At 40.1% G+C, this 25,320-nt stretch carries 25 protein-coding genes and 2 pseudogenes; 15 read left to right on the top strand and 12 right to left on the bottom strand.

Translation table 11 applies throughout. From position 1 onward, the window contains the following. Nucleotides 1-13 precede the first annotated feature (13 nt). The 3 genes and pseudogenes from fadA to AWW73_RS18630 all read right to left on the bottom strand — a co-directional run bounded on the left by fadA (nucleotide 14) and on the right by AWW73_RS18630 (nucleotide 3,607). Nucleotides 14-1,186, bottom strand: coding sequence for an acetyl-CoA C-acyltransferase FadA (gene fadA / locus AWW73_RS10830; RefSeq protein ID WP_005065826.1), 1,173 nt, complete (start codon nucleotides 1,184-1,186; stop codon nucleotides 14-16). 12 nt (nucleotides 1,187-1,198) lie between these two features. Next, entirely contained in the window at nucleotides 1,199-3,352 is a 2,154-nt protein-coding gene (gene fadB / locus AWW73_RS10825; RefSeq protein ID WP_062849631.1) for a fatty acid oxidation complex subunit alpha FadB, read from the bottom strand. Between the two features lie 150 nt (nucleotides 3,353-3,502). Then, nucleotides 3,503-3,607 (bottom strand): annotated as a pseudogene (locus AWW73_RS18630) (hypothetical protein). A gap of 319 nt (nucleotides 3,608-3,926) precedes the next feature. Here AWW73_RS18630 and lpxO point away from each other — a divergent pair. Beyond that, nucleotides 3,927-4,841, top strand: a complete 915-nt coding sequence (gene lpxO / locus AWW73_RS10820; protein ID WP_000598899.1) for a lipid A hydroxylase LpxO — start codon at nucleotides 3,927-3,929, stop codon at nucleotides 4,839-4,841. Nucleotides 4,842-4,917: 76 nt separating this feature from the next. Here lpxO and AWW73_RS10815 read toward each other — a convergent pair whose 3' ends face one another. Continuing rightward, nucleotides 4,918-5,154 carry a hypothetical protein gene (locus tag AWW73_RS10815; RefSeq protein WP_062849630.1) on the bottom strand — a complete coding sequence of 79 codons (237 nt, stop codon included), beginning with the start codon at nucleotides 5,152-5,154 and terminating at the stop codon, nucleotides 4,918-4,920. A 33-nt stretch (nucleotides 5,155-5,187) separates the two neighbouring features. Next, nucleotides 5,188-5,559, bottom strand: a complete 372-nt coding sequence (locus tag AWW73_RS10810) for a hypothetical protein (RefSeq protein WP_062849629.1) — start codon at nucleotides 5,557-5,559, stop codon at nucleotides 5,188-5,190. Nucleotides 5,560-5,698: 139 nt separating this feature from the next. Between AWW73_RS10810 and AWW73_RS10805 the strand changes: the two genes are divergently transcribed. From AWW73_RS10805 to AWW73_RS10780, 6 genes are all read left to right on the top strand, one after another. Further along, nucleotides 5,699-6,229: a CHAP domain-containing protein gene (locus AWW73_RS10805; protein WP_016144150.1), complete on the top strand. Its 531-nt coding sequence runs from the start codon at nucleotides 5,699-5,701 to the stop codon at nucleotides 6,227-6,229. 133 nt (nucleotides 6,230-6,362) lie between these two features. Further along, nucleotides 6,363-8,162: an excinuclease ABC subunit UvrC gene (gene uvrC / locus AWW73_RS10800; RefSeq protein ID WP_062849638.1), complete on the top strand. Its 1,800-nt coding sequence runs from the start codon at nucleotides 6,363-6,365 to the stop codon at nucleotides 8,160-8,162. Between the two features lie 121 nt (nucleotides 8,163-8,283). Further along, nucleotides 8,284-9,078: a thioesterase family protein gene (locus AWW73_RS10795; protein WP_062849628.1), complete on the top strand. Its 795-nt coding sequence runs from the start codon at nucleotides 8,284-8,286 to the stop codon at nucleotides 9,076-9,078. Nucleotides 9,079-9,196: 118 nt separating this feature from the next. Next, nucleotides 9,197-9,784 (top strand): CDP-diacylglycerol--glycerol-3-phosphate 3-phosphatidyltransferase, encoded by a 588-nt coding sequence (gene pgsA, locus AWW73_RS10790; protein WP_062849627.1) that lies wholly within the window; start codon nucleotides 9,197-9,199, stop codon nucleotides 9,782-9,784. A 126-nt stretch (nucleotides 9,785-9,910) separates the two neighbouring features. Beyond that, on the top strand, nucleotides 9,911-10,765 hold the full coding sequence (locus AWW73_RS10785; RefSeq protein ID WP_031947202.1) for a methylated-DNA--[protein]-cysteine S-methyltransferase: 855 nt from the start codon (nucleotides 9,911-9,913) through the stop codon (nucleotides 10,763-10,765). Continuing rightward, entirely contained in the window at nucleotides 10,762-11,373 is a 612-nt protein-coding gene (locus AWW73_RS10780; RefSeq protein ID WP_016144153.1) for an alpha-ketoglutarate-dependent dioxygenase AlkB family protein, read from the top strand. Before AWW73_RS10785 ends, AWW73_RS10780 begins: the two co-directional genes overlap by 4 nt. A 194-nt stretch (nucleotides 11,374-11,567) precedes the next feature. Here AWW73_RS10780 and AWW73_RS10775 read toward each other — a convergent pair whose 3' ends face one another. After that, a complete protein-coding gene (locus AWW73_RS10775; RefSeq protein WP_002114686.1) occupies nucleotides 11,568-12,341 on the bottom strand; it encodes an IclR family transcriptional regulator in 774 nt (257 codons plus the stop codon). 367 nt (nucleotides 12,342-12,708) lie between these two features. Here AWW73_RS10775 and AWW73_RS18620 point away from each other — a divergent pair. From AWW73_RS18620 to AWW73_RS10760, 4 genes and pseudogenes are all read left to right on the top strand, one after another. After that, nucleotides 12,709-12,840, top strand: a pseudogene (locus AWW73_RS18620) (hypothetical protein). Beyond that, nucleotides 12,831-14,930, top strand: a complete 2,100-nt coding sequence (locus tag AWW73_RS10770; protein WP_062849626.1) for an FUSC family protein — start codon at nucleotides 12,831-12,833, stop codon at nucleotides 14,928-14,930. The pseudogene AWW73_RS18620 and the gene AWW73_RS10770 overlap by 10 nt, the downstream one beginning before the upstream one ends. After that, nucleotides 14,923-15,129 (top strand): DUF1656 domain-containing protein, encoded by a 207-nt coding sequence (locus tag AWW73_RS10765; protein ID WP_002115096.1) that lies wholly within the window; start codon nucleotides 14,923-14,925, stop codon nucleotides 15,127-15,129. Before AWW73_RS10770 ends, AWW73_RS10765 begins: the two co-directional genes overlap by 8 nt. A 39-nt stretch (nucleotides 15,130-15,168) precedes the next feature. Then, nucleotides 15,169-16,170, top strand: coding sequence for an HlyD family secretion protein (locus AWW73_RS10760; RefSeq protein ID WP_016144157.1), 1,002 nt, complete (start codon nucleotides 15,169-15,171; stop codon nucleotides 16,168-16,170). Nucleotides 16,171-16,217: 47 nt separating this feature from the next. Here the strand turns inward: AWW73_RS10760 and ruvX are convergent, their stop codons facing one another. From ruvX to recN, 3 genes are all read right to left on the bottom strand, one after another. Then, the gene (gene ruvX / locus AWW73_RS10755; protein WP_016144158.1) at nucleotides 16,218-16,658 is read right to left on the bottom strand and encodes a Holliday junction resolvase RuvX; all 441 of its coding nucleotides are present in this window, start codon (nucleotides 16,656-16,658) and stop codon (nucleotides 16,218-16,220) included. After that, nucleotides 16,658-17,212 (bottom strand): YqgE/AlgH family protein, encoded by a 555-nt coding sequence (locus AWW73_RS10750; protein WP_016144159.1) that lies wholly within the window; start codon nucleotides 17,210-17,212, stop codon nucleotides 16,658-16,660. Before AWW73_RS10750 ends, ruvX begins: the two co-directional genes overlap by 1 nt. 123 nt (nucleotides 17,213-17,335) lie before the next feature. Then, entirely contained in the window at nucleotides 17,336-19,003 is a 1,668-nt protein-coding gene (gene recN, locus AWW73_RS10745) for a DNA repair protein RecN (RefSeq protein WP_062849625.1), read from the bottom strand. Between the two features lie 114 nt (nucleotides 19,004-19,117). Here recN and AWW73_RS10740 point away from each other — a divergent pair, with 114 nt between their 5' ends. The 4 genes from AWW73_RS10740 (at nucleotide 19,118) to AWW73_RS10725 (ending at nucleotide 22,633) form a co-directional block, all read left to right on the top strand. Next, nucleotides 19,118-20,428 (top strand): tetratricopeptide repeat protein, encoded by a 1,311-nt coding sequence (locus tag AWW73_RS10740; RefSeq protein WP_062849624.1) that lies wholly within the window; start codon nucleotides 19,118-19,120, stop codon nucleotides 20,426-20,428. A gap of 76 nt (nucleotides 20,429-20,504) precedes the next feature. Beyond that, on the top strand, nucleotides 20,505-20,831 hold the full coding sequence (gene ppnP / locus AWW73_RS10735; RefSeq protein ID WP_002115102.1) for a pyrimidine/purine nucleoside phosphorylase: 327 nt from the start codon (nucleotides 20,505-20,507) through the stop codon (nucleotides 20,829-20,831). A 102-nt stretch (nucleotides 20,832-20,933) separates the two neighbouring features. Beyond that, nucleotides 20,934-21,683 carry a 23S rRNA (guanosine(2251)-2'-O)-methyltransferase RlmB gene (gene rlmB / locus AWW73_RS10730; RefSeq protein ID WP_062849623.1) on the top strand — a complete coding sequence of 250 codons (750 nt, stop codon included), beginning with the start codon at nucleotides 20,934-20,936 and terminating at the stop codon, nucleotides 21,681-21,683. A gap of 35 nt (nucleotides 21,684-21,718) precedes the next feature. Continuing rightward, on the top strand, nucleotides 21,719-22,633 hold the full coding sequence (locus tag AWW73_RS10725) for a DMT family transporter (protein WP_062849622.1): 915 nt from the start codon (nucleotides 21,719-21,721) through the stop codon (nucleotides 22,631-22,633). Here the strand turns inward: AWW73_RS10725 and coaE are convergent. Genes coaE through AWW73_RS10710 form a run of 3 tightly spaced genes read right to left on the bottom strand, consistent with a single transcriptional unit; the run spans nucleotide 22,630 to nucleotide 25,314 of the window. Next, nucleotides 22,630-23,226, bottom strand: coding sequence for a dephospho-CoA kinase (gene coaE, locus AWW73_RS10720; RefSeq protein WP_062849621.1), 597 nt, complete (start codon nucleotides 23,224-23,226; stop codon nucleotides 22,630-22,632). The two genes, AWW73_RS10725 and coaE, sit on opposite strands and share 4 nt — an antisense overlap. A 1-nt stretch (nucleotide 23,227) precedes the next feature. Then, nucleotides 23,228-24,088: a prepilin peptidase gene (locus AWW73_RS19270; protein ID WP_016144165.1), complete on the bottom strand. Its 861-nt coding sequence runs from the start codon at nucleotides 24,086-24,088 to the stop codon at nucleotides 23,228-23,230. Further along, complete coding sequence (locus tag AWW73_RS10710; protein WP_016144166.1) at nucleotides 24,088-25,314, bottom strand: type II secretion system F family protein; 1,227 nt, start codon at nucleotides 25,312-25,314, stop codon at nucleotides 24,088-24,090. Before AWW73_RS10710 ends, AWW73_RS19270 begins: the two co-directional genes overlap by 1 nt. Nucleotides 25,315-25,320: the final 6 nt, after the last annotated feature.

The raw sequence follows: 25,320 nt of genomic DNA, 5'->3' as shown, positions 1-25,320 counted from the left end.
ATCTTGCTGTTAATTAAACACGTTCGATCACTGTTGCAATACCTTGACCAAGGCCGATACACATGGTCGCAAGACCAATTTGAGTATCTTGTTGTTCCATTACGTTTAACAACGTAGTGGTGATACGAGCACCAGAACAGCCTAGTGGGTGACCCAAAGCAATCGCACCACCATTTAAATTAATGATGTCTTGCTTGTCATAAATACCTAAGCCTTTCATTACTGATAAGCCTTGAGCAGCAAATGCTTCGTTTAATTCGATAGTTTGAATATCAGCCATCGTTAAACCAGCACGTTTAAGTGCTTTTTGAGTTGCCGGAACTGGACCGTAACCCATGATTGCTGCGTCACAGCCTGCAACCGCCATAGAACGAATTACAGCGCGTGGTTTTAAACCTAATGCTTGTGCGCGTTCAGCAGACATAAGTAACATTGCAGAAGCACCATCAGATAAAGCTGAAGATGTAGCTGCAGTTACAGTACCGCCTTTCGGGTCAAATACAGGACGTAGTGCTTTGAATGCTTCAAGGTTTGCATCTGGACGAATTACTTCGTCGATGTCGCAAAGGATTTTAAAACCATTTGCATCGTGGCCTTCAACACCAACGATTTCGTTTTTGAAACGACCTTCTTGAGTTGCAGCCCAAGCACGACGGTGAGATTCAACACCAAAAGCGTCTTGCTCTTCACGGCTAATGCCATTCATGCGACCTAACATTTCAGCAGTTAAGCCCATCATGTTAGATGCTTTTGCATAGTGTTTAGATGCTTCTGGGTTTAAGTCGATACCGTGCATCATACCTACGTGACCCATGTGCTCTACACCACCAATAATGAAGATATCACCTTGGTTTGTTGCGATCTGTGCAGCAGCAGTATGAAGCGCTTGCATAGAAGAACCGCAAAGACGGTTTACCGTTTGACCAGCAACAGTTTTTGGTAAGTCAGCCAGTAGGCCAATGTTACGGCCAATGTTCATACCTTGTTCTAAAGTCTGGTTTACACAGCCCCAGATTAGGTCTTCAACTTCGTTTACATCAAACTGGTTACGAGCAACGAGTGCACGAACCAATTCAGCAGATAAGCTGTCAGCACGTACATTACGGAACATACCGTTTTTGGTTTTACCCATTGCAGAACGTACGCCATCAACGATGACAACGTCACGTGGATTTAAAGTAGCCATTCACGTTGCTCCTTAACCGTAGAATTTTTTGTTGTTAGCAGCCATGTCACGCAACATTTGTGGCGCTTCATAAGCCTTACCTAAGTGTGCATATTTGTCGCAAAGTGCAACGTATTCAGCAACACCTGTTTGGTCGATATAACGACATGGACCACCACGGAATGGAGGGAAACCTACACCCATAATCATTGCCATGTCTGCTTCAGCAGCAGTTGCAACAATGTTGTCTTCCAAGCAACGAACTGTTTCGTTACAGAAAGCAAGCATCATACGGTCAATGATTTCTTGGTTATCAAACTCGCGTTTTTCACCCGTTACGAAAGGAGCAATGATTTCATATGCTGTTGGATCAACAGTTTTTGCTTTTTTGCCTTTCTTATCGAGTTCGTATTTGTAGAAACCAACGTCATTCTTTTGACCAAGGCGTTTAGCTTCATACATTGCTTGGATTGAACCTTTGTAGTCTGGCTTCATACGGTCTGGGAAACCTTCAGCCATGACTTCCGCACCATGTACACCTGTGTCGATACCTACAACGTCGATGAGGTAAGCAGGACCCATTGGCCAGCCAAATTTAGACATTACATTGTCAACTTGCTGGAAGTCTGCGCCGTCTTTTACAAGAAGGTCAAACGCACCAAAGTAAGGGAACAAAACACGGTTAACCAAGAACCCTGGGCAGTCGTTTACAACGATTGGTGTTTTACCCATTTTTTGAGCAAGAACAACAGTAGTTGCAATCGCTTCTTCAGAAGTCTTTTCACCACGAATTACTTCTACAAGCGGCATCATGTGAACTGGATTGAAGAAGTGCATACCAACGAAGTTTTCAGGACGTTGTAATGCTTTTGCTAAACGCGTGATTGAAATCGTAGAAGTATTAGAAGCAATGATTGTATTTTCACGAACATTCTTCTCAGTATCCGCAAGTACCATTTCTTTAACTTTTGGATTTTCTGTAACTGCTTCGATCACGATATCAACTTCTTTAAACTCATCGTAGCTTAAAGTAGGACGGATACGTGCAAGGGTTTCACCCATTTGCGCAGGTTTCATTTTCTTGCGTTCAACTTGCTTAGTTAACAAGCTGTTCGCTTCTTTCATCCCTAGAGCAAGTTGTGGGTTACCAATATCTTTCATGATAATTGGTGTGCCTTTGCTTGCCGCTTGGTAAGCAATACCACCACCCATAATACCAGCGCCAAGTACAGCTGCTTGGTTTACAGGGTGCGCACCTTTTTCATATTTTTTAGCAGTTTTCTTAACTACTTGGTCATTGAGGAATAAACCAATCAATGCACCGGCTTGTGGAGTAATTGCAGCTTTTGCAAAACCTTCGGCTTCGGCTTTTAACGCTTCATCACGCGCAAGGCTTGCACCTGCTTGTAATGAATCAAGTAATAATTTTGGAGCAGGGTATTGAGCAGGATTTGCTTTAGCAAGTACTGCGCCTTTTGCAGTATTGAACGCCATCATTTGTTCAAGCGGGTTCAATTTTACCGCTTCAAGCTTTTCTTGACGTTTTACTTTCCAGTTTAAACGACCAGAAATCGCTTGCTTAACCAAGTCAGTTGCAGCTTCAAGTAATTTATCAGCAGCTACAACCGCATCTACAGCACCATCTTTTAGAGCAGCAGCCGGTTTTTTAGGAGCAGCCATCGCCATCCATTCAACCGCGTTGTCGATACCGATCAGACGGCTTAAACGTACGCTACCACCGAAACCTGGGTAAATACCAAGTTTAATTTCCGGTAAGCCCACTTGTGCAGCTTCTGACATCACACGATAGTCACACACTAAACACATTTCAAAACCGCCGCCTAACGCCATACCATTAATAGCAACAACTTTTGGAATTTCTAAATCTTCAAAGCTATTGAAGATTTCGTGAACAGGCATAAGCCAGTCAACAATCGCTTTTTCGCCTTGTGCGAAGTTTTCACCAAATTCGGTAATGTCTGCTCCAACAATAAATGTTGATTTGCCCGAGGTAACAACTAAGCCTTTAATATCATTATTTGCTTTTACCGCAGCAATAGCAGCTTGGAAATCTTCAATTGTTGCACGGTTAAATTTATTGACCGACTCACCTTGTAAGTCAAAGCGGAATTCTGCAATTCCGTCCGAAAGCATTTGGACGGTAATGGCATTGCCAGCGTGGATCATGCCTGATCTCCTTAGTTTTGGAGGACTTCTAAGTTGATGTTATGAAGCGTGTGCACAACTTCGGTACACATTTATGCTTCGCTAATCTTACGATAACTATATCTAAAAAAAACCTGACAAGTTGTATCAAGCCGTGACGCAAGGGTCATCTTATTTACTATTCAATTCATCTATATGAAATGCATAAAGGAAATCATAAAGATACGAATTAACTTAAGGCATTTGTTTTAATTTGATTTTTTCTTTATCAGGCATTCAAGTTATTAAGTTTTTGTATCAAAACCATTAAGTTTTAAAAGTTAATTTTTTGTCAAAAATGTCAATTGTTAATAGGCTAGACTGTAAATCACAGTATAAATATTGATGAATTTTAAACCCTTTGAAGTTAGGGAAAAATACAGTATGTTTTAAATTTTTATTGAAACAATACTGTCTATTATTTGACTTAATTTTTTTACATTCGCTTTTTATAAGTCAATTTTGTTAAAATTTGCGCCAATTAAATAAACTTCCGGTTTCTCTCTCCTTAAATATAAGGTGAAGTTGCCCCCTAATCTTTTGAAAGAGTAGCAATATGATTAAGTGGATCATATTAGCGATTTTTGTGATATCAGCATTGTATATCCAACATCGCGGCAAAGTGCGTCACTCGTTTTATCGTCAATTTTTTGACCATTCAACCTTGCTCGCACCGATTAACTTTTTAATGTATATCTTTTCAAAGGTGCCGAATCAACCTTATATCGATACACAGCATTTTAAAGATTTAAAAGTGCTGGATGAAAATTGGGAAATGATTCGAGATGAAGCGAAAGCTTTATATGACCAAGGCGGAATTAAAGCTTCAAGTACCTATAATGACTTAGGTTTTAACTCATTCTTTAAAACAGGTTGGAAGCGTTTTTACCTCAAATGGTATGAATCGAGTCATCCGTCTGCTGCTGAGCTTTGCCCAAAAACCACAGCACTTCTGAAAACATTGCCAACAATTAAAGCAGCCATGTTTACCGAGCTTGCACCTGACAGTCGTTTGGTAAGACACCGTGATCCGTATGCGGGTTCACTGCGTTATCACTTAGGTTTAATTACGCCAAATGATGATCGTTGTTTTATTGATGTTGATGGTGAAAGATACTCTTGGCGAGATGGTCAAAGTGTCGTGTTTGATGAAACTTATATTCACTATGCTGAAAATAAGACTGATCAAAACCGTATTATTTTCTTTGCAGACGTTGAACGTCCAATGAAAGTAAAATGGATGGAGCGTTTCAATCATTGGTTTGGTCGTAATGTGATGACTGCGGCAAGCTCACCGAATGAAACAGGTGACCAAACAGGTGGCCTAAATAAAGCTTTTGGTTATGTGTATCAAATTCGTATTAAAGCTAAAGCTTTAAAAGCTAAAAACCGTAAGTTGTATTATTTCTTAAAATGGTTCCTCATGCTTGGGATTTTTTTTCTGATTTTTGTTCGACCATATGTATTTTAATTAAAGCGCCCGAAAGGGCGTTTTTTATTTTGAGCTAAAATAGCCTGTTATAAGGAATAGATTATTAATAAAATGATTAGTCAATAAGTTTACCATTTTTGAAAACTTGAATAAGACTTCCTTGCCAACCATAGATGACAACACGATCTATCTCTGATTCAATCATTAAATATCCTTTTTCTATATCGCCTTCAACAATAATCTCTACTTCAGAATTTGATTCAATATTATATTCTTCTGCCCAAGGTTCTAGTATTAATTTGATTTTCTCGTTTTTTGAGTTTTTATAAATAATCTTTTGTTTTAATCTCATAACTATATTTCCCTCGTTATAATTCCTTATATATCATTGTGATCTGTTTCTTTCTGTTATTTGGGTAAGGAATTCATCTTGTAGATCTCCATTTAAAATTACTGTCTTCTCATTTTCTGTATATGTCAGTGTAAAGTCACCAGAGTTCTGATTTAAGCTCACAGGACCATCAATAATCCCTAAAATTGTACTTGTAGTATCAATAGTAGTCTGTTTAATGATTTTAAATAAGGTTTCCTTATCTTTTTGAGATAAAGATTGATAAAAAGTGAGAGCATCAAACCAGTAGGGATCTTTTTTAATTTTATTATCGATTAAGGTAGATGAATAAATCTGTTGATAAGTATCGATATATTCATCTGAAACAGTATTTATAAGTTCTTTGACAAATTCTTTATTATTCATAGAAATTAACCTTTATTAAATTTTGTGACTCACTTCACAGTGCTGGCAATTTGTTACAACTATTAAAAGCCAATAAGCAATTTTGATTCTACAATGGCGCGGTTTTTTCGAAGACTGGTCAGCGGAAGTAGGTTTTAAAATGGCTCATGCTCATCACGCAGCTCATGCACATGTTCACCATATCGAAGTGAGAAAAGAAGACAGTTCTCAAGGCGATTTAAAAACAAAAGCGATGTTAAGACAAGCAGCTTCGAAGACTGAAAAATCTAAACGATCTAAAAGCAAAAACCGTAAAACTGAAGATCAAAATATTAATTTGCATAAGTTCTCAAGTAAGCTTGAAAGTATCTCTGCCAACCATAGTAAAGAGAAATGCGCCAAAAATATTCGTATTGCCCTACAAGCAGCAGGAGCAGATGTATCAAAGCATCCTGTAGCTGCTTCTGATTGGGGGCAAACGCTAGAAAAGAATGGTTATAAGAAAATTAAACCTGCTTTCAACCGTCCACAAGAAGGTGACATTTACATTATTGAGCGAACAAGTGGTCATACCTATGGTCATATTGCGGGCTATACAGGCAATGGTTGGTTCTCGGATTTCCGTCAAAAAACCTACGCGGTCTACAAAGAAAAAGACGTTAAATATAGTTACTATCGTCTAGATTCTTAAGCATGTACGACACAGTCTGTCGGGCCATATTCAGAACTGTTCCCAAATTTATGTTCTAGCACAGTAAAGCACTTGAAAAGTAAGGGTGAAAACATCACATTAGGTATTCAGTATTAAGCCATGCATGTCAATAGTGAATCAAAACGCTCGTCCCCATATTGAAAAAATTTTAGCCAACATGACCCAACTTCCAGGTGTTTATAAAATGCTAGGGAAAGAGGGCGAATTATTATATGTCGGCAAAGCAAAAAACCTAAAAAATCGGGTGTCGAGTTATTTTGTTAAAACCATTGAGCATCCTAAAACTCAGGCCTTAGTTGCACGAATTTATGATATTGAAACTTTGGTTACTCGTTCAGAAACTGAAGCTTTACTCTTAGAACAAAATTTAATTAAACAACATCGTCCGCCTTATAACATTATGCTGCGGGACGATAAGTCTTATGTCTATATTTTTGTTTCGGCTGATAAGCCTTATCCTCGGCTTGCCAGTGGGCGTGGTAAAGGTAAACACCAAATTGGTAAGTTTTTTGGCCCGTACCCAAGTGCCTATAGTGCACGCGATACGTTACTGGTTTTACAAAAACTTTTTAATGTTCGTCAGTGCGAAAATAGCTATTTTTCACAGCGCAAGCGTCCATGTCTGCAATATCAAATCAAGCGTTGTTCGGCCCCTTGTGTAGGTCTGATTTCGCCCGAAGATTATAAAGAAGACGTTAATAATAGTATCCGCTTTTTGCAAGGTGATACTAAAGAGCTTAACCAAGAGCTCATTTCCAAAATGGAACAAGCAGCGGCTGAGCTTGAATTTGAAAAAGCTGTTTTTTACCGTGATCGTTTATCTTTACTGCGTGAAGTTCAAGCGCAACAAGCCGTGTTTAAAGTCAAAGGCGAAGCGGATATTCTGGCAATCGCATATCAGGCAGGTGTGACATGCGTGCAAATTATGTATGTACGCAATGGGCGAATGCTGGGTGGAAAAAGTTATTTCCCAGACATGCTCGGTGATGATCTTGGGCAAATGCTCAGTGACTTTATGGCGAACTTTTACTTTCAGGTTGCAGATGAAGTACCTAATGAGCTCATCGTAAATATTGCTTTGCCTGACTGTAAAGAATTAGAAGAAGCATTGGCACAGCAGTTTGGTAAAAAAGTTCAGATTAAGAGTAATGTTCGTGAAACTCGCGCCGAGTGGCTAGAGTTAGCCGAAATGAATGTTCAACATGCCATTAAGGGGCAATTGAGTAATCATTTAGAACTTAATGAACGTTTCCATCAGTTAGAGCAAGTGGTGGGAAGACCTGTCGATCGTATTGAGTGTTTTGATATTAGTCATACCATGGGTGAAGCTCCAATTGCTTCATGTGTCGTGTTTGACCAAGGCGGAGCGCGTAAGCGTGACTATCGCCAGTTTGCGATTCAAGATATTACAGCAGGCGATGATTATGCTGCTATGCGTCAAGCTTTAACACGACGTTATAAAAAGGCCATATTGCCTGATTTGCTGTTGATTGATGGTGGTAAAGGCCAGCTCCATATGGCGATGGAGGTCATGCAAGAGCTTGGACTAGATGCTTTTATGGTGGGTGTATCCAAAGGTGAAGGGCGTAAACCCGGACTTGAAACTCTACATTTTACTGATGGCACAAAAATCCAGTTACCGGAAGACCATAAGGCATTGCATTTGATTCAGCAGGTGCGTGATGAGGCCCATCGTTTTGCGATTACCAAACATCGTGCTAAACGTGATAAACGCCGAAGTACCTCAGTTTTGGAAGCAATTCCGGGGCTGGGACCAAAGCGCCGTCGAGATTTATTAACTCATTTTGGTGGGATTCAAGGTGTTTTAAAAGCATCTGAAAAAGAGCTCACTCTTGTGCCCGGTTTTGGTGAGATGATGGCGAGAACGATTTATAAAATTCTGCATGAATAAAGGTACGTTTTTATGCCGAGTGACCAAATAGTTGGCATATAAGTAGAAGAATGATCATTCATATTCTCTTTAAAATGATGAAAGATGTTTCATCAAGAGTCAGAGTGCTTTAGGGAAGTGAATGTCATTACTGCAATTATTTGAAGAAATAAAACAAAAGGAATGTATTGAAATACCTGAAGGGTGGTTACAAGGACGAACCGTTTTTGGTGGTCTTGTCGCTGGATTACTCATGCAAAAGGCCTGCTGCAATATTCAAGATCCAAATAAAAGATTACTAAGCTGTAGTATTACTTTTGTGGGGCCTGTACAGCAGGGACCTGCTCAATTGACTATTGAAATTTTAAGAGAAGGGAGGTCGGTCACTACGCTTGAAACGCGTTTATGGCAAGATGGAGCGGTACAGACCATTTTGGTTGCGAGCTTTGGTGTACCTCGTGCATCCAGTATTGAGGTAAGACATGAGCCTATCGTTCCAGTTTATGCACCACCAGAAGATTTACAACCTATTCCTTTTGCTAGACAAATGCCAGAATGCTATCAACATTTTGATGTATGCTGGGCAGAAGGTCACTATCCTGTTACAGGAAGTCAGTATGCTGACTTTGGAGGATGGTCAAGGTTCTCTCCAGAGAAGCATGAAAATCGTCAAATGACCTTGCCAGATTTAATTGTTTTGATGGATATTTGGCCACCTGGTGTATTGCCGATGTTTAAGCAAGTTGCTCCTGCAAGTTCTTTAACTTGGCACATTACCTATGTCCATCCGTTCCAACATCAATTGTGTGACTGGTTTAAATATAAAGTGATAACTGAATATGCGGGTGAAGGTTATTCCACGGAATATGCTCATCTTTGGGACCAAAATGATCATTTAATTGCAATTTTACGGCAAACTGTTACGGTATTTACTTAAGCAGTCTACTTCCTCGATTCATATATTTCGTATAAAGTGGCTGTTACAGATAGATACAATATTGAAGAAAGTATTTTTGTCTGTTACAAGATGCTTGAAGACTTAATTGGCGGTGTTTATGACCACAGGGCGAATCCTGAATATCCCAAATATCCTAACTTTGGCGCGTATCGCGCTTATTCCTGTATTTTTGGTGATTGCGTATTGGCCGCCTGCAATGGGTATTGGTGAGCACGAAGGAAATATGAGTCGTCATATTATCTTGACGGCTATTTTTGTGTTTGCTGCTATTACCGATTGGTTTGATGGCTATTTGGCACGAACTTTAAACCAGACTTCAGCATTTGGCCGTTTCTTAGATCCAGTTGCAGATAAGCTCATGGTGGCGGCCGCACTGATTGTTTTAGTACAGTGGAATCCAACAATTTCAATGGCTTTTGCAGCAATTGTGATTATTTCACGGGAAATTACGGTTTCTGCTTTACGTGAATGGATGGCAGAACTTGGCGCACGAACCAGTGTAGCCGTATCAACTGTAGGTAAATATAAAACAGCCTTTCAGATGATTGCTATTAGTGTGTTCTTACTCAATTGGCAACCTTTAGAAATGCTTGCCTATGCTTTGTTATATACAGCGGTCATTTTAACTTTATGGTCTATGTTTATTTACCTCAAAGCAGCTTGGCCTTATTTAAAGCAGCCTTAAGCCCAAATTGAATGATGAAGCCTTTCTACAATGAAAGGCTTTTTTATTTTTGAAGAGTGCAAGAATCGGGTCGTCATAGGGCTTTGGCTACTTTAATGTAAGATATAAGTGCTAAGGAGGTGACATATGCAAATGCTTTCTTCTCGGCAATTTGCTGTAATTGCCACTGTAATTGAATATTTATATGAACATCTAGACCAGCAACCGAGTCTAGACGATGTTGCGAGTCATATGAATTTAAGTTCAGGTTATATCCAACGTCAGTTTCAGGAATGGGTAGGGATCAGCCCGAAAAAATTTGTTCAATATATGAGTTTGCAGCAGGCCAAATATTATCTGTTGCAGCAACGGAGTTTATTAGAAACTGCGTTAAATACGGGTTTATCTGGTACTGGTCGTTTACATGATCTGTTTATTCAGCTTGAAGGGATGACACCCGGTGAATATAAACAGCAGGGCGAAGGCGTTATTCTTAATTATTCGGTTGAGACAAGCCCATTTGGTGAGTTGTTAGTGGTCAGTAGTGAAAAAGGCATATGTTCTATAAGGTTTATCGAAACTCACGAGAATATTGAACATCTCATTCAACAGTCTTTTCCGAAAGCTCAATTAAAAAATCAGTCACCGATTTGGCATCAACAAATTGCAAAATGGTTTGAACAGGATTTTTCAGAACATTTACAGCAGAAACTTCCTCTTAATTTGGCTGGAACCCCATTTCAGCTGCAAGTATGGGAAGCCTTGCTTACTATTCCAGAAGGACAACTTCGGACTTACCAAGATATTGCAGAGCAAATTGGCAAGCCTAAAGCAGTCAGAGCTGTAGCTACCGCAATTGGACAAAATCCGATTGCATATCTGATTCCTTGCCATCGAGTGATCCGTGCCACTGGTATGGTCGGTGAATACCATTGGCAAAAAGGGCGTAAATTGGCATTGTTAGCTTGGGAGATGTCAAAGCAACACGGAGAAACTGTATGACCTTGGATTTATTTTCTCCAGAGCCTTGTGAGAATTTATTACCCTACGATGGTGAAGTTCAGGACTATGGTTGTATTTTAAGCCCTGAAGAAGCTGAACAATATTTTCACTATCTTTATCAACACCTCGCATGGAAACATGACGAGGCTAAGTTGTATGGCAAGCACTTTATTACAGCCCGAAAAGTTGCATGGTATGGAGATGACTACTATCAATATAAATATTCGGGTGTCGCGCGTGATTCTTTGCCTTGGGACAAAGCACTCGCCAAACTAAAACAACAGGTAGAGCAAATACTTTCAGAAAAATTTAATTCTTGTTTGGCAAATCTTTATGAAGATGGGACTCAAGGAATGGCTTGGCACAGTGACTCAGATGTGTCTTTGGCAAGAACAACCACAATCGCTTCTTTAAGCTTTGGTGCTACCCGAAAATTTTCTTTTAGGCATATTCAAAGTAAAGAGAAAGTTGAATTGTGGTTACAGCCAGGCCAACTCATTGTGATGCGCGGTGAGACTCAACAATATTGGCAACACCGTTTAAATCGCTCAACAAAGATTTTACAACCGCGTATTAATCTTACTTTTCGGCAATTTCAGTTTTTATAACCTTCATTAAAAAGCGGGCAAGAAAAAAGCCCATGATGGCAACATGAGCTTATTCCTCTGAGGGGGATGCTTCTATTGATGAGCTGCTGATGAAAAGAATCATCAATAAGAGCTAAAATCATAATATGAGAATATTGTGACATATTCAATGTTTTAAAGTGTAAGAAAAGTTTAAATTATCATAAGGTGGAGTTTTAGATTTCACCTTTTTCAGATAATTCCATAAAACGTTGTTCAATAAGTGCTGCATTTTCTTGCAAAATTTCAATGAGCTTTTCAACATTTAAAAAGTCAAAACGATTTTTAGAAGCCACTAGAGTCAAGGCTAAAGGTACTTCTTTATTTGAAAAACGAACAGGAACCGCTAGACCTGAAACATTCGGATCAATCTCACCTTGTGAGAAATAGAAGCCTTGTTTTTTGATTTTACGCATACGCTGAATAAAGCTTGGTTCATCTTCAGCAAAACCTGATTGTTTTAATTCTTGTTGGTAACGGTGGTAGTAGTCCTGCATTCGTTGTTTACTTAAATGCGAAACCATTGTTTTTGGAGATGATCCAACGTAAATCGGTCTTGGGCAACCTCGACCATATGAAAGTAATTCAGTGTCTTTAAATATTTCATGATGTATGTCAATGCAATAGTCATCATTTAAATAAGTAAGTAAACAGCACAGTTCGGTACGTTCTACAATATTTCGCATAAACGGTGTGCTGATCTGAACCAGTGGGTCGGTTGTTCTAGAGATATAGTCAAGAACTGCAATTTTTGAGCCTAAGGTATAATCGCCAGAGGTTCCATTAATACGTTTTAATAGATCGGCTGATACTAGCTCTTTGAGGTAACGGTAACTCGTTGGTTTGGACAAGCCAAGTTCTTCGCAAATAATATCGACGTTAATGATTGGACGCGAAACTGAAAATAGGTCCAGTACGGTTAAAATTTTGCCAAAACTTGAAATTGCCATAATGTCTTGTTCGTATCCTTTAACAACGGGTCATCTTTGAGTTTTTATAACAGAAAAAAAGAAGATTTGTCTTAATTCTAAAATAAATGCCTGATTTGAGTATTTTACTCTGACAAAGAGAAAACTTCTCTTGGCTTATACATCATATACGATAATTAAAAAATATATCAAATTATCAAATAGAGATATTTTAGTTGACTAAATCGCTTTATTTTGAAAAAATTGCCAAACAAAATATCTAATCGAGAAATTGGTCGGTTCCAGATTGATTTCTTGATACCTCTTCTTTCCAAAGCTTGGCCGTTTAAATGGCGCCCGAACTGAAATCATCTCGGCCAATCAGGCGAGATGTGGAAAAATCATTGTATTGAAGGATGCTCCTCATATCATTTGCTTATAAGCAAATGGCAAAGTTGTGTTGTCTTTAGAAAGGCAATCAAACATTGAAGGGCATGCTCATCAGTTCAAATCTGTATTTGAGATGAGTTCATGTTATTAAAGCAAATACTGGCGTTCCGCCCGAGTAGGCTTGATCTGATCTTTGCCTTAAAAACATTTATTGCCGGAATGTTGGCACTATTTGTTTCGTTTGAATTAGATCTAATTAACCCGATGTGGTCGATTGGTACGGTTCTGATTATTGCCAATCCATATTCAGGAATGGTGTCTTCTAAATGTGTCTATCGAGTGGTAGGGACAATTGGCGGAGCTGTGATTGCCTTAACCCTAACACCACATCTAATTAATACACCTTGGATATTTACCGTGGTGTTGTCGTTGTGGGTGGGTTTTGCGCTTTATGTGTCGTTACTCGATCGTACTCCACGTAGTTATGCTTTTATGCTGGCGGGTTACTCGACAGCCATGATTGTCTTCAATGCGATTACCTATATTGATCAATATAATATATTTGATATTGCTTTAGCTCGAGTCATAGAAATCTCAATTGGCGTGATTTCAAGTGCTGTGGTTTCTGCCACGATTCTTCCAATGCACATTGGCTCGGCAATTAAACAGCGGGTGATCAAAACCCTAAAAGATACAGAAAATCTGTTTGCTAATTTATTAAATACAGATTCGCAGCAGAACAATACTCAGCTTTTGGCTGCCATTACTCGCGACACCACAGACATTCATGCCTTGGCAGTACATTTGAGCTATGAAAAGGGCGAACTGCATGGCATGACCAAACCCTTGCAAGAAATGCTCCATCAAATATCAATGGTGGTGGCTAATCTGGTGGCTTTATCTGAGCGTATTAAGCAGCTTCAAGAACTTCGGTTTATCGAGACGCATGCAGAAAAGCTGCAACAGCTCTCAGCTCATGTCGTACAGTTTTTAGAGCAAAAAGATCTGATTATTGATGAAAATATTTTGCAGTTGCCTGATGAGTTTGAAAGTGATTTTGCAAGTTTGATGGAGTCGGCTTCTACACACCAGCAAGTTTTGGTTGCAGCTATGAAAATGGATGTGCGCCATTTCATTAGCAATGTGTTAGCGGTTAAAGTCTTGTGGCAGCGAATTCAGCACGGTAATAAAGAAATTCCTGACAACATTACCCCAATGACGACCAAATATCCAAGTTTGCACCGAGATCATGGTGTGGCGATACGAGGCGGTATCAGTGCAGTCCTTATTACATTTATTGTGACTGGAGTCTGGATTGTTTCGGGATGGAAAGCTGGATTTATGATGGCACAGATGGGCGCAGTAACGGCCTGTATTTTAACGGCCTTAGATAACCCGGTTCCGGTTTTGCGTATTTTTATCTGGGGCAGTATAGCTTCAGCAGTTTTAGTCTTCGTTTATGCATTTGGTATTTTCCCACATGTCACCACTTTTTGGGAACTTGGATTGGTTTTATTACCGATGTTCTTATTCGCCGTGTCTATGATGGCTAACCAGATGCTGATGCCGGTAGGTATGGTGTTGGGTATTAATACCATGATGGGACTAAACCTGCACAATGCTTATAGCATGGATGCGGTGTCTTATCTTGATAGTTCATTTGCCATGATCTTAGGTGTTTTAGTGTCTTTGATTGTCATTGACGTTGTTCGCGCTATGTCACCAGATACAAGTGCAAGCCGTATTTTAGCCTTGCATTATCGTGCCATGCGACAAGCGATCTATCTGCCATATGGTCTTGATTTTAAAGTTCATCTACGCAGTATGCTAGATCGAATTGGGATTCTAAACAGCAAAATGGTGCAGTCTGACGAGATTAAAACTTCAATTCATCAGGCCCTGATTGAGTCGAGTAGTATTGTCGATTTAAGCCGATTGCAAGAGTTAGCCAATCAGTTCCCTCAAACCTCCGAACTCACTCAGCATATTGGTCATTTGCAACAAAATCTGGATGAGCTGTTTAGAGCGAAAGAAAATGATGGAAATGATACAACCGCTTTGGTAGAGCGAATCTACCGAGCGTTATTTGAATTAAAACAGCTTGCTTCAAATGTTGAAGATATGACTATGCGACAAAGATTACTCATTTCACTGAACAATATTGCTTATAGCATGTGCCATGTTTCATCAGAGCAAATGAATGAAAACAGCCCCCTGAGAGGAGCCACAGCAAATGGGTGAGTTTAATGTTTATGGGATTTATGTGCCTTCTTTGCTCGTTCAAGCACTCTTGGCATATATCTGTTTCCGTGGGTTAAGTCCTTTAACAAACAAGTTGATTGCACAAGGCTGGATTGCATTACCTAGTATTTTTAATTTGTGTTTTTACCTCTTACTGCTTTTGGTAATACATCAAATTTTTGTTGGGGTCGGTGCGTAGAGATGTTTGCGAAATTAAAGATTGAGTTAGGTGAGTGAAATGAATCAGGTGGATTTGAAAAAAGTCATCCGTCCAGTAATTTTGATTGTCGCATTAATGGTGGCGGTCTATACCATTGTGCATTTGTGGAATTACTATAACGCGGCGCCGTGGACCCGCGATGGGCGAGTTCGTGGTGACGTTATTCAAGTATCTTCGGATGTCGCAGGGCTTGTCACAGAAGTATTGGTTCAAGATAACCAGACTGTGAAAAAAGGTCAGGTGCTATTTAAAATTGATGTTTCTCGCCGAGCTTTAGACGTAGAGCAGGCAAAGTCTGATTTAGCAAAAGCAAAAGCAGCCTTTGCCCAAGCACAAGCTGGTTTGGCACAAGCAAAAGCGAACCTGATTAAATCAGATACGAATATTAAGTTAGCCGAGAAAAACGCAAGCCGCTATTCAAATCTCATGGATGGTGCTATCTCTAAACAAGAACAAGATCAGGTTTTCGCAACACGTGATCAATCTCACGCTGAACATGAGCAACTCCAAGCTGCCATTCAACAAGCGGAAGCGACTGTGAAGCAACAACAGGCTTTGATTGAAGCCGCAACGAGTAATTTGCATTTAGCTGAGCTTAATATGCATCGTGCTGCGGTGGTTGCTCCAGCTGATGGTACTTTATCTAACTTTGATATGCGCCCAGGTAACTATGTTCAAGTTGGACAGGCTGTTGCAGCACTACTTGACCGTAAACAACTCTATGTTGTGGGTTATTTTGAAGAGACTAAATTAAACCGTATTCATGTTGGTGATCAGGCTAGTGTACAGTTAATGGGTGACAGCCAGAAAATTAAAGGCCATGTACAAGGTATTGCATCGGGTATCGAAGATCGCGAGCGCTCAAGCAGCTCTAAACTTCTTGCCAATGTAAATCCAACGTTTAGTTGGGTTCGTTTAGCGCAGCGTGTACCTGTGAAAATTGTATTAGATGAAACACCGAAAAACCAGCTTGCTTTCGTCTCTGGGCGTACGGCAACTGTGCATATTATCGAGAAATAAAACGAGAAATAAAAAAGGAAGGCTTCAGCCTTCCTTTTTTATTAATCTTACGGTGTTAAACCGACTGGATTTCGATACCAACTCTGGATGAGTAATGCTGCTGCAAAACTATCTGCCGAGAGTTTTTTGGCTCGACCTTGCTCTTGGTAGAAGCCTAGTTCTTCTCGTGCTTCACGGGTAGTTAAACGCTCATCTACCATGAATGTTTCAATATTGGTTTGATGGCGTAAACGTCTCGCAAATTTACGGGCACGTGTAGAAAGTTCTGACTCGCTATCATCCATGTTTAAAGGCAAACCCACCAAAAATAAATCAGGTTGCCATTCTTTCACGATTTTTAACAGCTGTTCCCAGTTTGGAATCCCATCTTTCATGACAAATAGAGGGAGGGGATTGGCACTTTCAATTGAAGACTGGCCAATCGCCATTCCCATTTTTTGAGTACCAAAGTCAAAAGCCATAATCGATTTTGATTGTGTCTCGGTCATTAAGCATGTCCGATTTCAGATGCTAACCACGCACGATCTACACCGATTTTCTTATAAGCTGCATCCCAACGATCGTCGTAAGGCAGATTAAAAATCAGGTCCATATCGGCATCACAAATCAGCCAGTCACCACGCGTAATTTCTTCTTCTAACTGATTTTTGCTCCAGCTCGCATAGCCTAGAGCAATCTGATATCGACCAACACCTTCATTATGGGCAATCGCATCCAGAATATCTTTACTGGTGGTAATACAGACATTTTCACCTACAGCAATAGATGAATGCCATGTTGGCTGTCCAGTATGAAGAACAAATCCAGCTTCGGGACGTAATGGGCCACCTTGTAAAACCGCATGTGGATTTACATTGTCTGCTTCAATGTCGAGATCATTGAGTAATTCTTTAATTTGGATACCGGAAGGACGATTAATAATAATGCCTTGAGCACCTTCTTCATCATGACGTGCAAGATAAATTACAGTGTTTGCAAAAAAGTCATCTGCCATTTCTGGCGGGGCAATCAGACAACGGTGAGTCAGATATTGTTTGGTCACCTAAGCGGTTCTCCCTCAAAAAATGTCACTAGAGGGTCTCTCGACCCTTTTATCTATATAGGTTCTTTTTATCAACATACAAGAGTTAATCGGATTTCGCCAATCTTTTTCTCTCATTTTTTATTAATTTGAAGAAGCCTGAAATTTAAGTTGGCGTAATTGTTTTGCGTGTTGCAAGGTTGTTTCATTAATTTCAACACCGCCTGACATGCGTGCTAACTCAAAAATGATTTGATTTTCGTCTAGTTCCACAATTGTACTGCTGGCTGGGTCAGTTTGTTGTTTCTTCACTAATAAATGCTGATCAGACTGTGCTGCAACTTGTGCTTGGTGAGTAATACATAAGAGCTGAACATGTTGGGCTAGGTCGGCAAGTAAACGTCCTACCACTTCTGCGGTACCACCACTAATCCCGACATCAATTTCATCAAACACCAATACTTCGGCTTCAGTTTTCTCAGCATTCATCACTTGCATCACGAGTGCAATACGTGAAAGTTCACCACCTGAAGCGACGCGTGCTAGTGGTTGTGGCGGAATACCTTTGTTAGCCGTAAATAAAAGCTGAATAAAACTTAAACCTTCAGCAGTAGGCTGCTCGAGTGGTTCAAACTTAAACTCGAAGTGTGCCTCTGGTAACGCTAAAGGTTTAACTTGTTCGGTTAATTGTTTAGCAAGTGGGGTGGCAGCTTCACGACGAATATTGTCTAAATGTTGAGCTTTTTCTAAGAATTCCTCATGAGACTTTTCAACTTGTTCGGCCAGTGTTTCTGGGTCTTCAAGTTGATGTAATTGCTCAAGCTCGCTTTGCCAAGCTTCATATTCTTCTTTAAGCGTTTCTGGTTGAGTTCGGTATTTACGTGCTAAACGATGGAAGACTTCAAGTTTAGAATTAAGTTCTTCCATTCGTTCTGGATCAAAACTTTGACGATCAATAAATTGACGCAAGTTTGCTGTTGCATCATCTATTTCACTTTGAGCATTGAGTAAAGAATTATAGATCTCAGAAAGCTGTTCGCTACGCCCCGCGTGGGATTCTAATCTGCGAATAATCGAAGACATTTCTTGAGTAATATTTTGCTCAGCTTCATCAAGCACATTTAAACTATAGCTACAGTCTTGCATGATATGTTCATGATGACTGAGGCGATCAAACTCTTGCTCAATTTCTTTATAGTCAGTTTGAATGACCTCTTCGAGTTCTTCAATTTGATGCTCTAAAGTACCAATACGTTGTAGACGGGTTGCTTGTGCATCTAAAGCTGCTTGATGCAAACGAATGGTACGTTGCCATGTGCTATAAGCATCACGTACATCATTTGCTTCAGCATAAAAATTGTTATAACGATCTAGCCAATGCTTTGGATAAGGCGGCTCAAGAAGTTGCTGCTGGCTGTACTGACTATAGAGCTGAACCAGCAAACGCCCTAGCTCTTTAAGTTCAGATAGACTGCTCGGACGTCCATTAACCCATGCTTTGCTGCGTCCGGTTGCAAAAATCACACGGCGTAAATGAATTTCCCCAGAATCATCATCTAGCTCGTGGTCTTGGAGCCATTTTGCTTCAGGACTATTATTTTGATAGGTAAAAACAGCGGTGATATCCGCTTTATCCGAACCGTAACGGACATAATTTGTATCTGTACGTTCCCCAAGGCAGGCAGAAAGTGCATCCAGTAATAATGATTTCCCGGCACCTGTTTCGCCTGTTAGAACATTAAATCCTTGTTCTATATCAATAGCCAAATGATCAGCTAATGCAAAATTAATTAAAGTTAAATGTGTGAGCATAAACGCATCCAACGCGCCAAATTATGGGTTAAAGATAGAGAAGTTTTGAATTTGCTACAAGTGATCTATTATTCTAACTGAAATTATAGAACAGCAAGATTACGGATATTTACAATGAAAAAAACATTAAGCTTACCGAAACCACCAATAGGGATGATGAACCGCCATAAAAAAAACAATCCTGTGGAAATGAATAAAATTTTAAATCAACATTTTAATGCATTTAAACAAGCAGCAGCACAAGGCGATTATGCCAAAGCTTATCAACATGTTAAACAAGCTGTTAGCTTAGTTCCTAAACATCCGGGAGCTTTATCTGACTTGGCTTATACCGAATTACGTTTAGGTCGTTATAACGAAGCCTATCAGCATTATTTACAAGCGATTCAGGCGAGTGTGACGAATGTAAATACCAACTTATATGATGGACTCACAGAAGTTTGTCATCATTTAAAGAAAAAAGAAGAAACAATCAAATTTGGACGCTTGGCAATTTCAACCAAAAAAGAATTAGCTAAGAGTGAACCTGTTTTGGTGATTCCAGATCAAGCACCACCAGCATTTAGTGCAAACCCTGAAGAAAATATTATTGCTTTTTCATTGTTTGGGGCAAACCCCCGTTATTGTGAAACCTCTATTTTAAATACTCAGCTTGCCAAACAGATTTATCCAGAATGGACGTGTCGCTTTTATGTCGATGAAAGTGTGCCAGTACTGGTACAACAGCGCTTAAAAGAGAAGGGCGCGCAAGTTATTCAGGTTACAGATTCTCAAAAACAGCTATCTGGTCTGTTTTGGCGCTTTTTGGTGATGGATGATCCGACAATTAAACGTTTTCTGATACGTGATGCTGACTCCATTGTCTCGAACCGAGAAAAAGCAGCTGTAGATGCTTGGCTCAGGAGTGATAAATGGTTTCACTTAATGCGAGATAATTATTCTCATACCGAATTAATTTTAGCGGGAATGTGGGGCGGATGTACGGGGATTTTTCATAATATTGAAGCACATATCAGGGATTATGTTGCCACCGGACGTTATCTGGATAATCGGGTGATGGATCAACATTATTTGCGCTACTGTATTTGGCCGACTTTAAAACAAAGTGTGCTGATACACGATAGTCAGCAATTTGACTCAGAGGCTATCGATTTTCCAGTTTATGATCTGGCGTTAATGCAAAATGACAGTGAAAATTTTCATGTAGGAATGAATGACGGTTCACCAATAATTGCTACAGCAGTTGCCCATCCAACTGCACAGAGAGTTTGTTGGGTGCTCTTAGATGAAAATCAGGTCGAAGTTTGCAGATACGATGCAATTGTGTCGAATAGTCGAAATATTGAGATTAACTTACCTTATGCTTTTGCCAAAAAAATTCAGGCACAGCAGTGGAAATTACAAGTCTATCCGTATGAAAACTGATTGATTAGTTATTTAGGCACAATTAAACTACATTCAACATAATTTATATAAATACGGCATTATCTGGAGAGTGTGCATGAGTTCAACCCAATTTGATCATGTAACGGTCATCAAAAAATCAAACGTTTATTTTGGTGGAGCATGTATCAGCCATACCGTGCAATTTGAAGATGGAACAAAAAAAACACTAGGTGTTATTTTGCCGACTGAGCAAGCTTTAACTTTTGAAACGCATGTTCCTGAGCGTATGGAAATTATTTCAGGTGAATGCCGCGTAACAATTGCGGACAGCAATGAAAGTGAATTGTTCCGTGCAGGACAATCATTTTATGTGCCTGGCAACAGCCTCTTTAAAATCGAAACTGATGAAGTCCTCGATTATGTGTGCCATTTAGAAGGCTAAGAAATTCCTATTCAAATCGGGTACACTATGCCCAAAGAAATCCTGTGAAGTTGGCTTTGCAGGATTTTTATTTTTTTGCTCAAACGTTGTTAGAGGTCATGCATGGCAAAACCGGAATATTATTATGGCGTTCATTCAGTGGAGTCATTGTTAGAACTTGAGCCGGAACGTGTGCTAACCCTGTTTACTTTAAAAGGACGGGATGACCAGCGTTTGCAAAAGATTTTGCAATTAGCAGAGCCTTTTGGAATTAGTGTACAAAAAGCAAGCCGTGATAGTCTCGAAAAGCTTGCTGGTCTACCGTTTCATCAAGGCGTGGTTGCAGCAGTACGTCCGCATCCGACTTTAAATGAAAAAGATCTAGATCAGATCTTGGCTGAAACGCCAGATGCTTTATTGTTGGCATTAGATCAGGTGACAGACCCGCATAACTTAGGGGCTTGCATCCGTACCGCTGCTGCAATGGGCGTGCAAGCAGTGATTGTACCTCGTGATCGTTCGGCAAGTTTAACCCCCACAGCTCGTAAAGTTGCCGCGGGTGGAGCTGAAAAAGTTAAATTCATTCAAGTCACAAACTTGGCTCGTACATTAGCCCATCTCAAAGAAACGACTCATACACGTGTGATTGGCACTATGCTTGATGAAAGTGCAATGCCAATTCAAAAATGTGATTTCTCCGGTCCAGTCGTGATTGTGATGGGAGCCGAAGATACAGGTTTACGCCCAATTACACAGGCACAATGTGATCATAAAGTGTATATTCCGATGTCTGGAAATTTACAGAGCCTAAACGTAAGTGTGGCAACAGGTATGGCACTTTATGAGGCTTGCCGTCAGCGTTCTGAGATATAATCTAGCTGCCTTTCTAGTTTTTAAGCAGTCTTGATATGTCTCCCCGTAAGCAAGGTTATTTCTTTGTATTGGTGACCATGTGCATTTGGGGCGGGTTTACGCTTTTTGCCCGTTTAAATGCACAGTGGCATATCAGTGCTTGGGACATTGCTGCCCTGCGTTTTGCTATAGCCTTCCTGATTTTGATGCCGATTCTAATCTATAAAAAAGATCTCGCTTTTTTATGGAGTAAGCACGCTGTTATTTTGGCTCTGATTGGCGGGGTCATTTATTGTCTTACCGTCTATACCGCGTTTCTCTATGCTCCCGCTGCACATGCTGCTATTTTTTTAAATGGTTGTATTCCAATTTGTACTGCAATTGCAGCATACATTTTATTTAGGCAACCATTTGATAAGCATACATGGGTGAGTTTGGCAATTATGATCACTGCCTTGGCTCTCATGAGTGTGTTGATGTTGCAAGGTAATGCTTCTGCTTTTGGCGTGGGGGATTTACTTCTATTTATTAGTGCGATTTGGTGGGGCATTTTCACTGTATTACTTAAACAGTGGAAACTTTCCGCATGGCACTCTATGGCAAGTGTTGCGATTTGGTCTGCAATGATCTATTTACCCATCTATGCTTTATTTTTGCCTAAACATTTTATGGAAGTGAGTCCTATTCATTTAGCGATACAGGGCATTTTCCACGGTGTGTTTGTCGTTATTATTGCAACTTTGACTTATGTAGCAGCGATTCAGCGACTTGGTGCTTTTAAAACGGGAAGTATTGTTACTTTAGCGCCGTTTATTGCTGCCATTTTAGCTGTACCTTTACTTGGCGAGTCATTAAGCCCATCGATTGTAGTGGGCTTGGTCGGAATGGGAATCGGTGCCTTACAACCTTGGCGCTGGTTTCGACAAGATAGCTTGGCGCAAAAGATTCAACTGCAAAATAAGCAAGATTAGTTTGTACGTTTCAAATAGCTTTGATGTAAAGGCTCTAATTGCTGATATAAATGTTCGAGTAGTCCGTCATTAAACACAATGTCATTGGCAAGTTCACGTTTGCGCTCGCGTGGCATTTGTGCGGCAATAATTTTCTGAATTTGTTCTTGGTTTTGCCCATCGCGCTGGCTTGCACGCTGAATTTGAGTTTGTTCACTCGCATCAACTAATAAGGTGTGGTTAACCAGCTCATGCTGGTTGGTTTCAAAAAGTAGTGGTGAAACTAAAATCACATACGGACTTTTAGGATTTTGTAGCTGTTGAATAATAGATTGGCGAATGGCTGGATGTGTGATTTTCTCAAGGGTTTGTCTCGCTTCAGGGTTTTGAAAAATATATTCACGTAGGGCTCGGCGGTCTAGATTGCCGTCGGATTGAAGCACCCAATCTCCAAAAGTTTGTTGAATTTTTTGAAGGGCAGGTTGGCCTTTTTCAACCACTTCGCGAGCAACGATGTCGGCATCGACGACTTGGATTCCTTGGGACTCAAACCATTGTGTTGCTGCAGATTTTCCACTGCCAATTCCACCTGTGATTCCCAGAATAAAAGCCATCTTAACCTCCCAAATAAATTTTCATAATCTGATCACCCCATAAAAAGGCAACCCAACCCGCAATGGCAATATAGGGCCCAAAAGCAAAGGGCTGATTATCATTACGTAATTTTAGTAAAATGATGCCAATAATTGCACCTAGTAAAGATGACAATAGCACAATTAATGGCAGCATCAATGGCCCCATCCACGCGCCCAATGCGGCAAGCAATTTAAAGTCGCCGTAGCCCATACCTTCTTTGCCTGTAATCACTTTAAATAAGTAATACACAATCCAAAGGCATAAAAAGCCGATTAAATATCCCCAAATGGCTGAGTTAGGCGAGGTGTAAATATTAAATGTATTAATACCTAAGCCGAGAGCAGCCAAAGGCAAGGTAAAACGGTCGGGGAGCAGCTGAGTATCAAAGTCTATAAATGTTAAAGCAATCAAAACCCAAGTCAGGACTAGCCCCCAAAGCATTTGTAGGGTTGGGCCAAAAACCATGACGACTACTAATGAACATAGCATGGTGAGTAGTTCAACCGCTGGATAACGAATGCTAATAGGATGCTGGCAATGACTGCATTTCCCTCTTAACATCAACCAGCTTATGACAGGAATATTTTGATACCAACGGATAGGTTGATGGCACTCTGGACATGATGAAGCAGGTTTACTTAATGTTAGTTTTTCATGCTCAATGATGGGTTGCTCAGGATTAAGCAACATTTGACATTCCTGCTGCCAATCTTGCTCCATCATTCTTGGGGTGCGATAAATTACTACATTCAAAAAACTACCAATACATAGGCTCAATAGTGCAACAGCAATATAAAGTGCAGTTAAGTTTTGAATGAAATAAGCAATAATTTCTTGCATTATATGACTGAGCCCATTTGGAAAATTGGAAGATACATAGCAATCACTAGCCCACCTACAAGCACCCCTAAAATTGCCATGATTAAAGGTTCCATCATTGAAGTTAAACCATCAACGGCATTATCAACTTCATTTTCATAATAAGTGGCAACTTTATCGAGCATGCTGTCTAGTGCACCAGATTCTTCACCAATTGCGACCATTTGTATAGCCATAGATGGAAAACGATTTGAAACGCGCATCGCAAATTGGAGTTGTTGGCCTGTAGCCACATCTTCACGAATTTTCATGACGGCTTGTTCATAAATAACATTGTTGGTTGCACCAGCCGTTGACTCAAGCGCATCAATAAGCGGAACACCTGCGGCAAACGTGGTGGCTAAAGTACGGCTATAACGGGCAATAATCGCTTTGTAAACCAGATCACCAAAGATAGGTAGTTTCAGGGTGAGTTTATCTAAACCATCACGGAATTTTTTACTACGCTTTTTGGCTTCCAAAAATGCAGCAATAATTGCTCCAATTACAATGATCATAATGAACCAGTATTCCTGCATCCATTTCGACATATTTACGACCATTTGGGTGAATGCAGGTAAATCTGCACCAAAAGATGAAAACAGGTCTTGGAAAACGGGAACGACTTTAACCATCAAAATAATGGTAACAACCACGGCAACCACGATAACCGTTGCTGGATATTTCATAGCCTTCTTAATTTTCTGTTTAAGCAATTCACTTTTTTCTTTGTAAATTGCCACGCGATCCAACATGGTTTCAAGTGCGCCAGATTGTTCGCCAGACTCTACAAGAGAACAAAACAAGTTATCGAAGTGTTGAGGATACTTTCTTAAAGCCGAAGCAAAGGTACTACCACCTTCAACTTCGCCTTTAATACCGAGTACTACTTCGCGCATAGCTGGGTTTTCTAGACCTTCCGCTACAATTTCAAAGCCTTGTACCAGTGGAACCCCTGCTTTCATCATCGTTGCAAGTTGACGGGTGAAAATCGTGATATCGAGTGTCGATACTTTCTTCTTGAATAAACCTTCAAGAATATTTTTACGCTTTTCTCGAATATTACGGACAGTTACCCCTTGTTTGCGTAGGGTGACTTTGGCTAAGGCCATATTCTTAGCCGGAAGTTCTCCCTTAATTTTTACGCCCTTACGGTCAACCCCTTCATAAGCAAAAGTCGGCATCATTTGTGCCTTTTTGACAGTCATGAATTA

The sequence above is a fragment of the Acinetobacter lactucae genome (genome assembly GCF_001605885.1).
GTDB classification, from domain to species: domain Bacteria; phylum Pseudomonadota; class Gammaproteobacteria; order Pseudomonadales; family Moraxellaceae; genus Acinetobacter; species Acinetobacter lactucae.
This window is presented reverse-complemented; position numbering and strand designations above follow the sequence as displayed.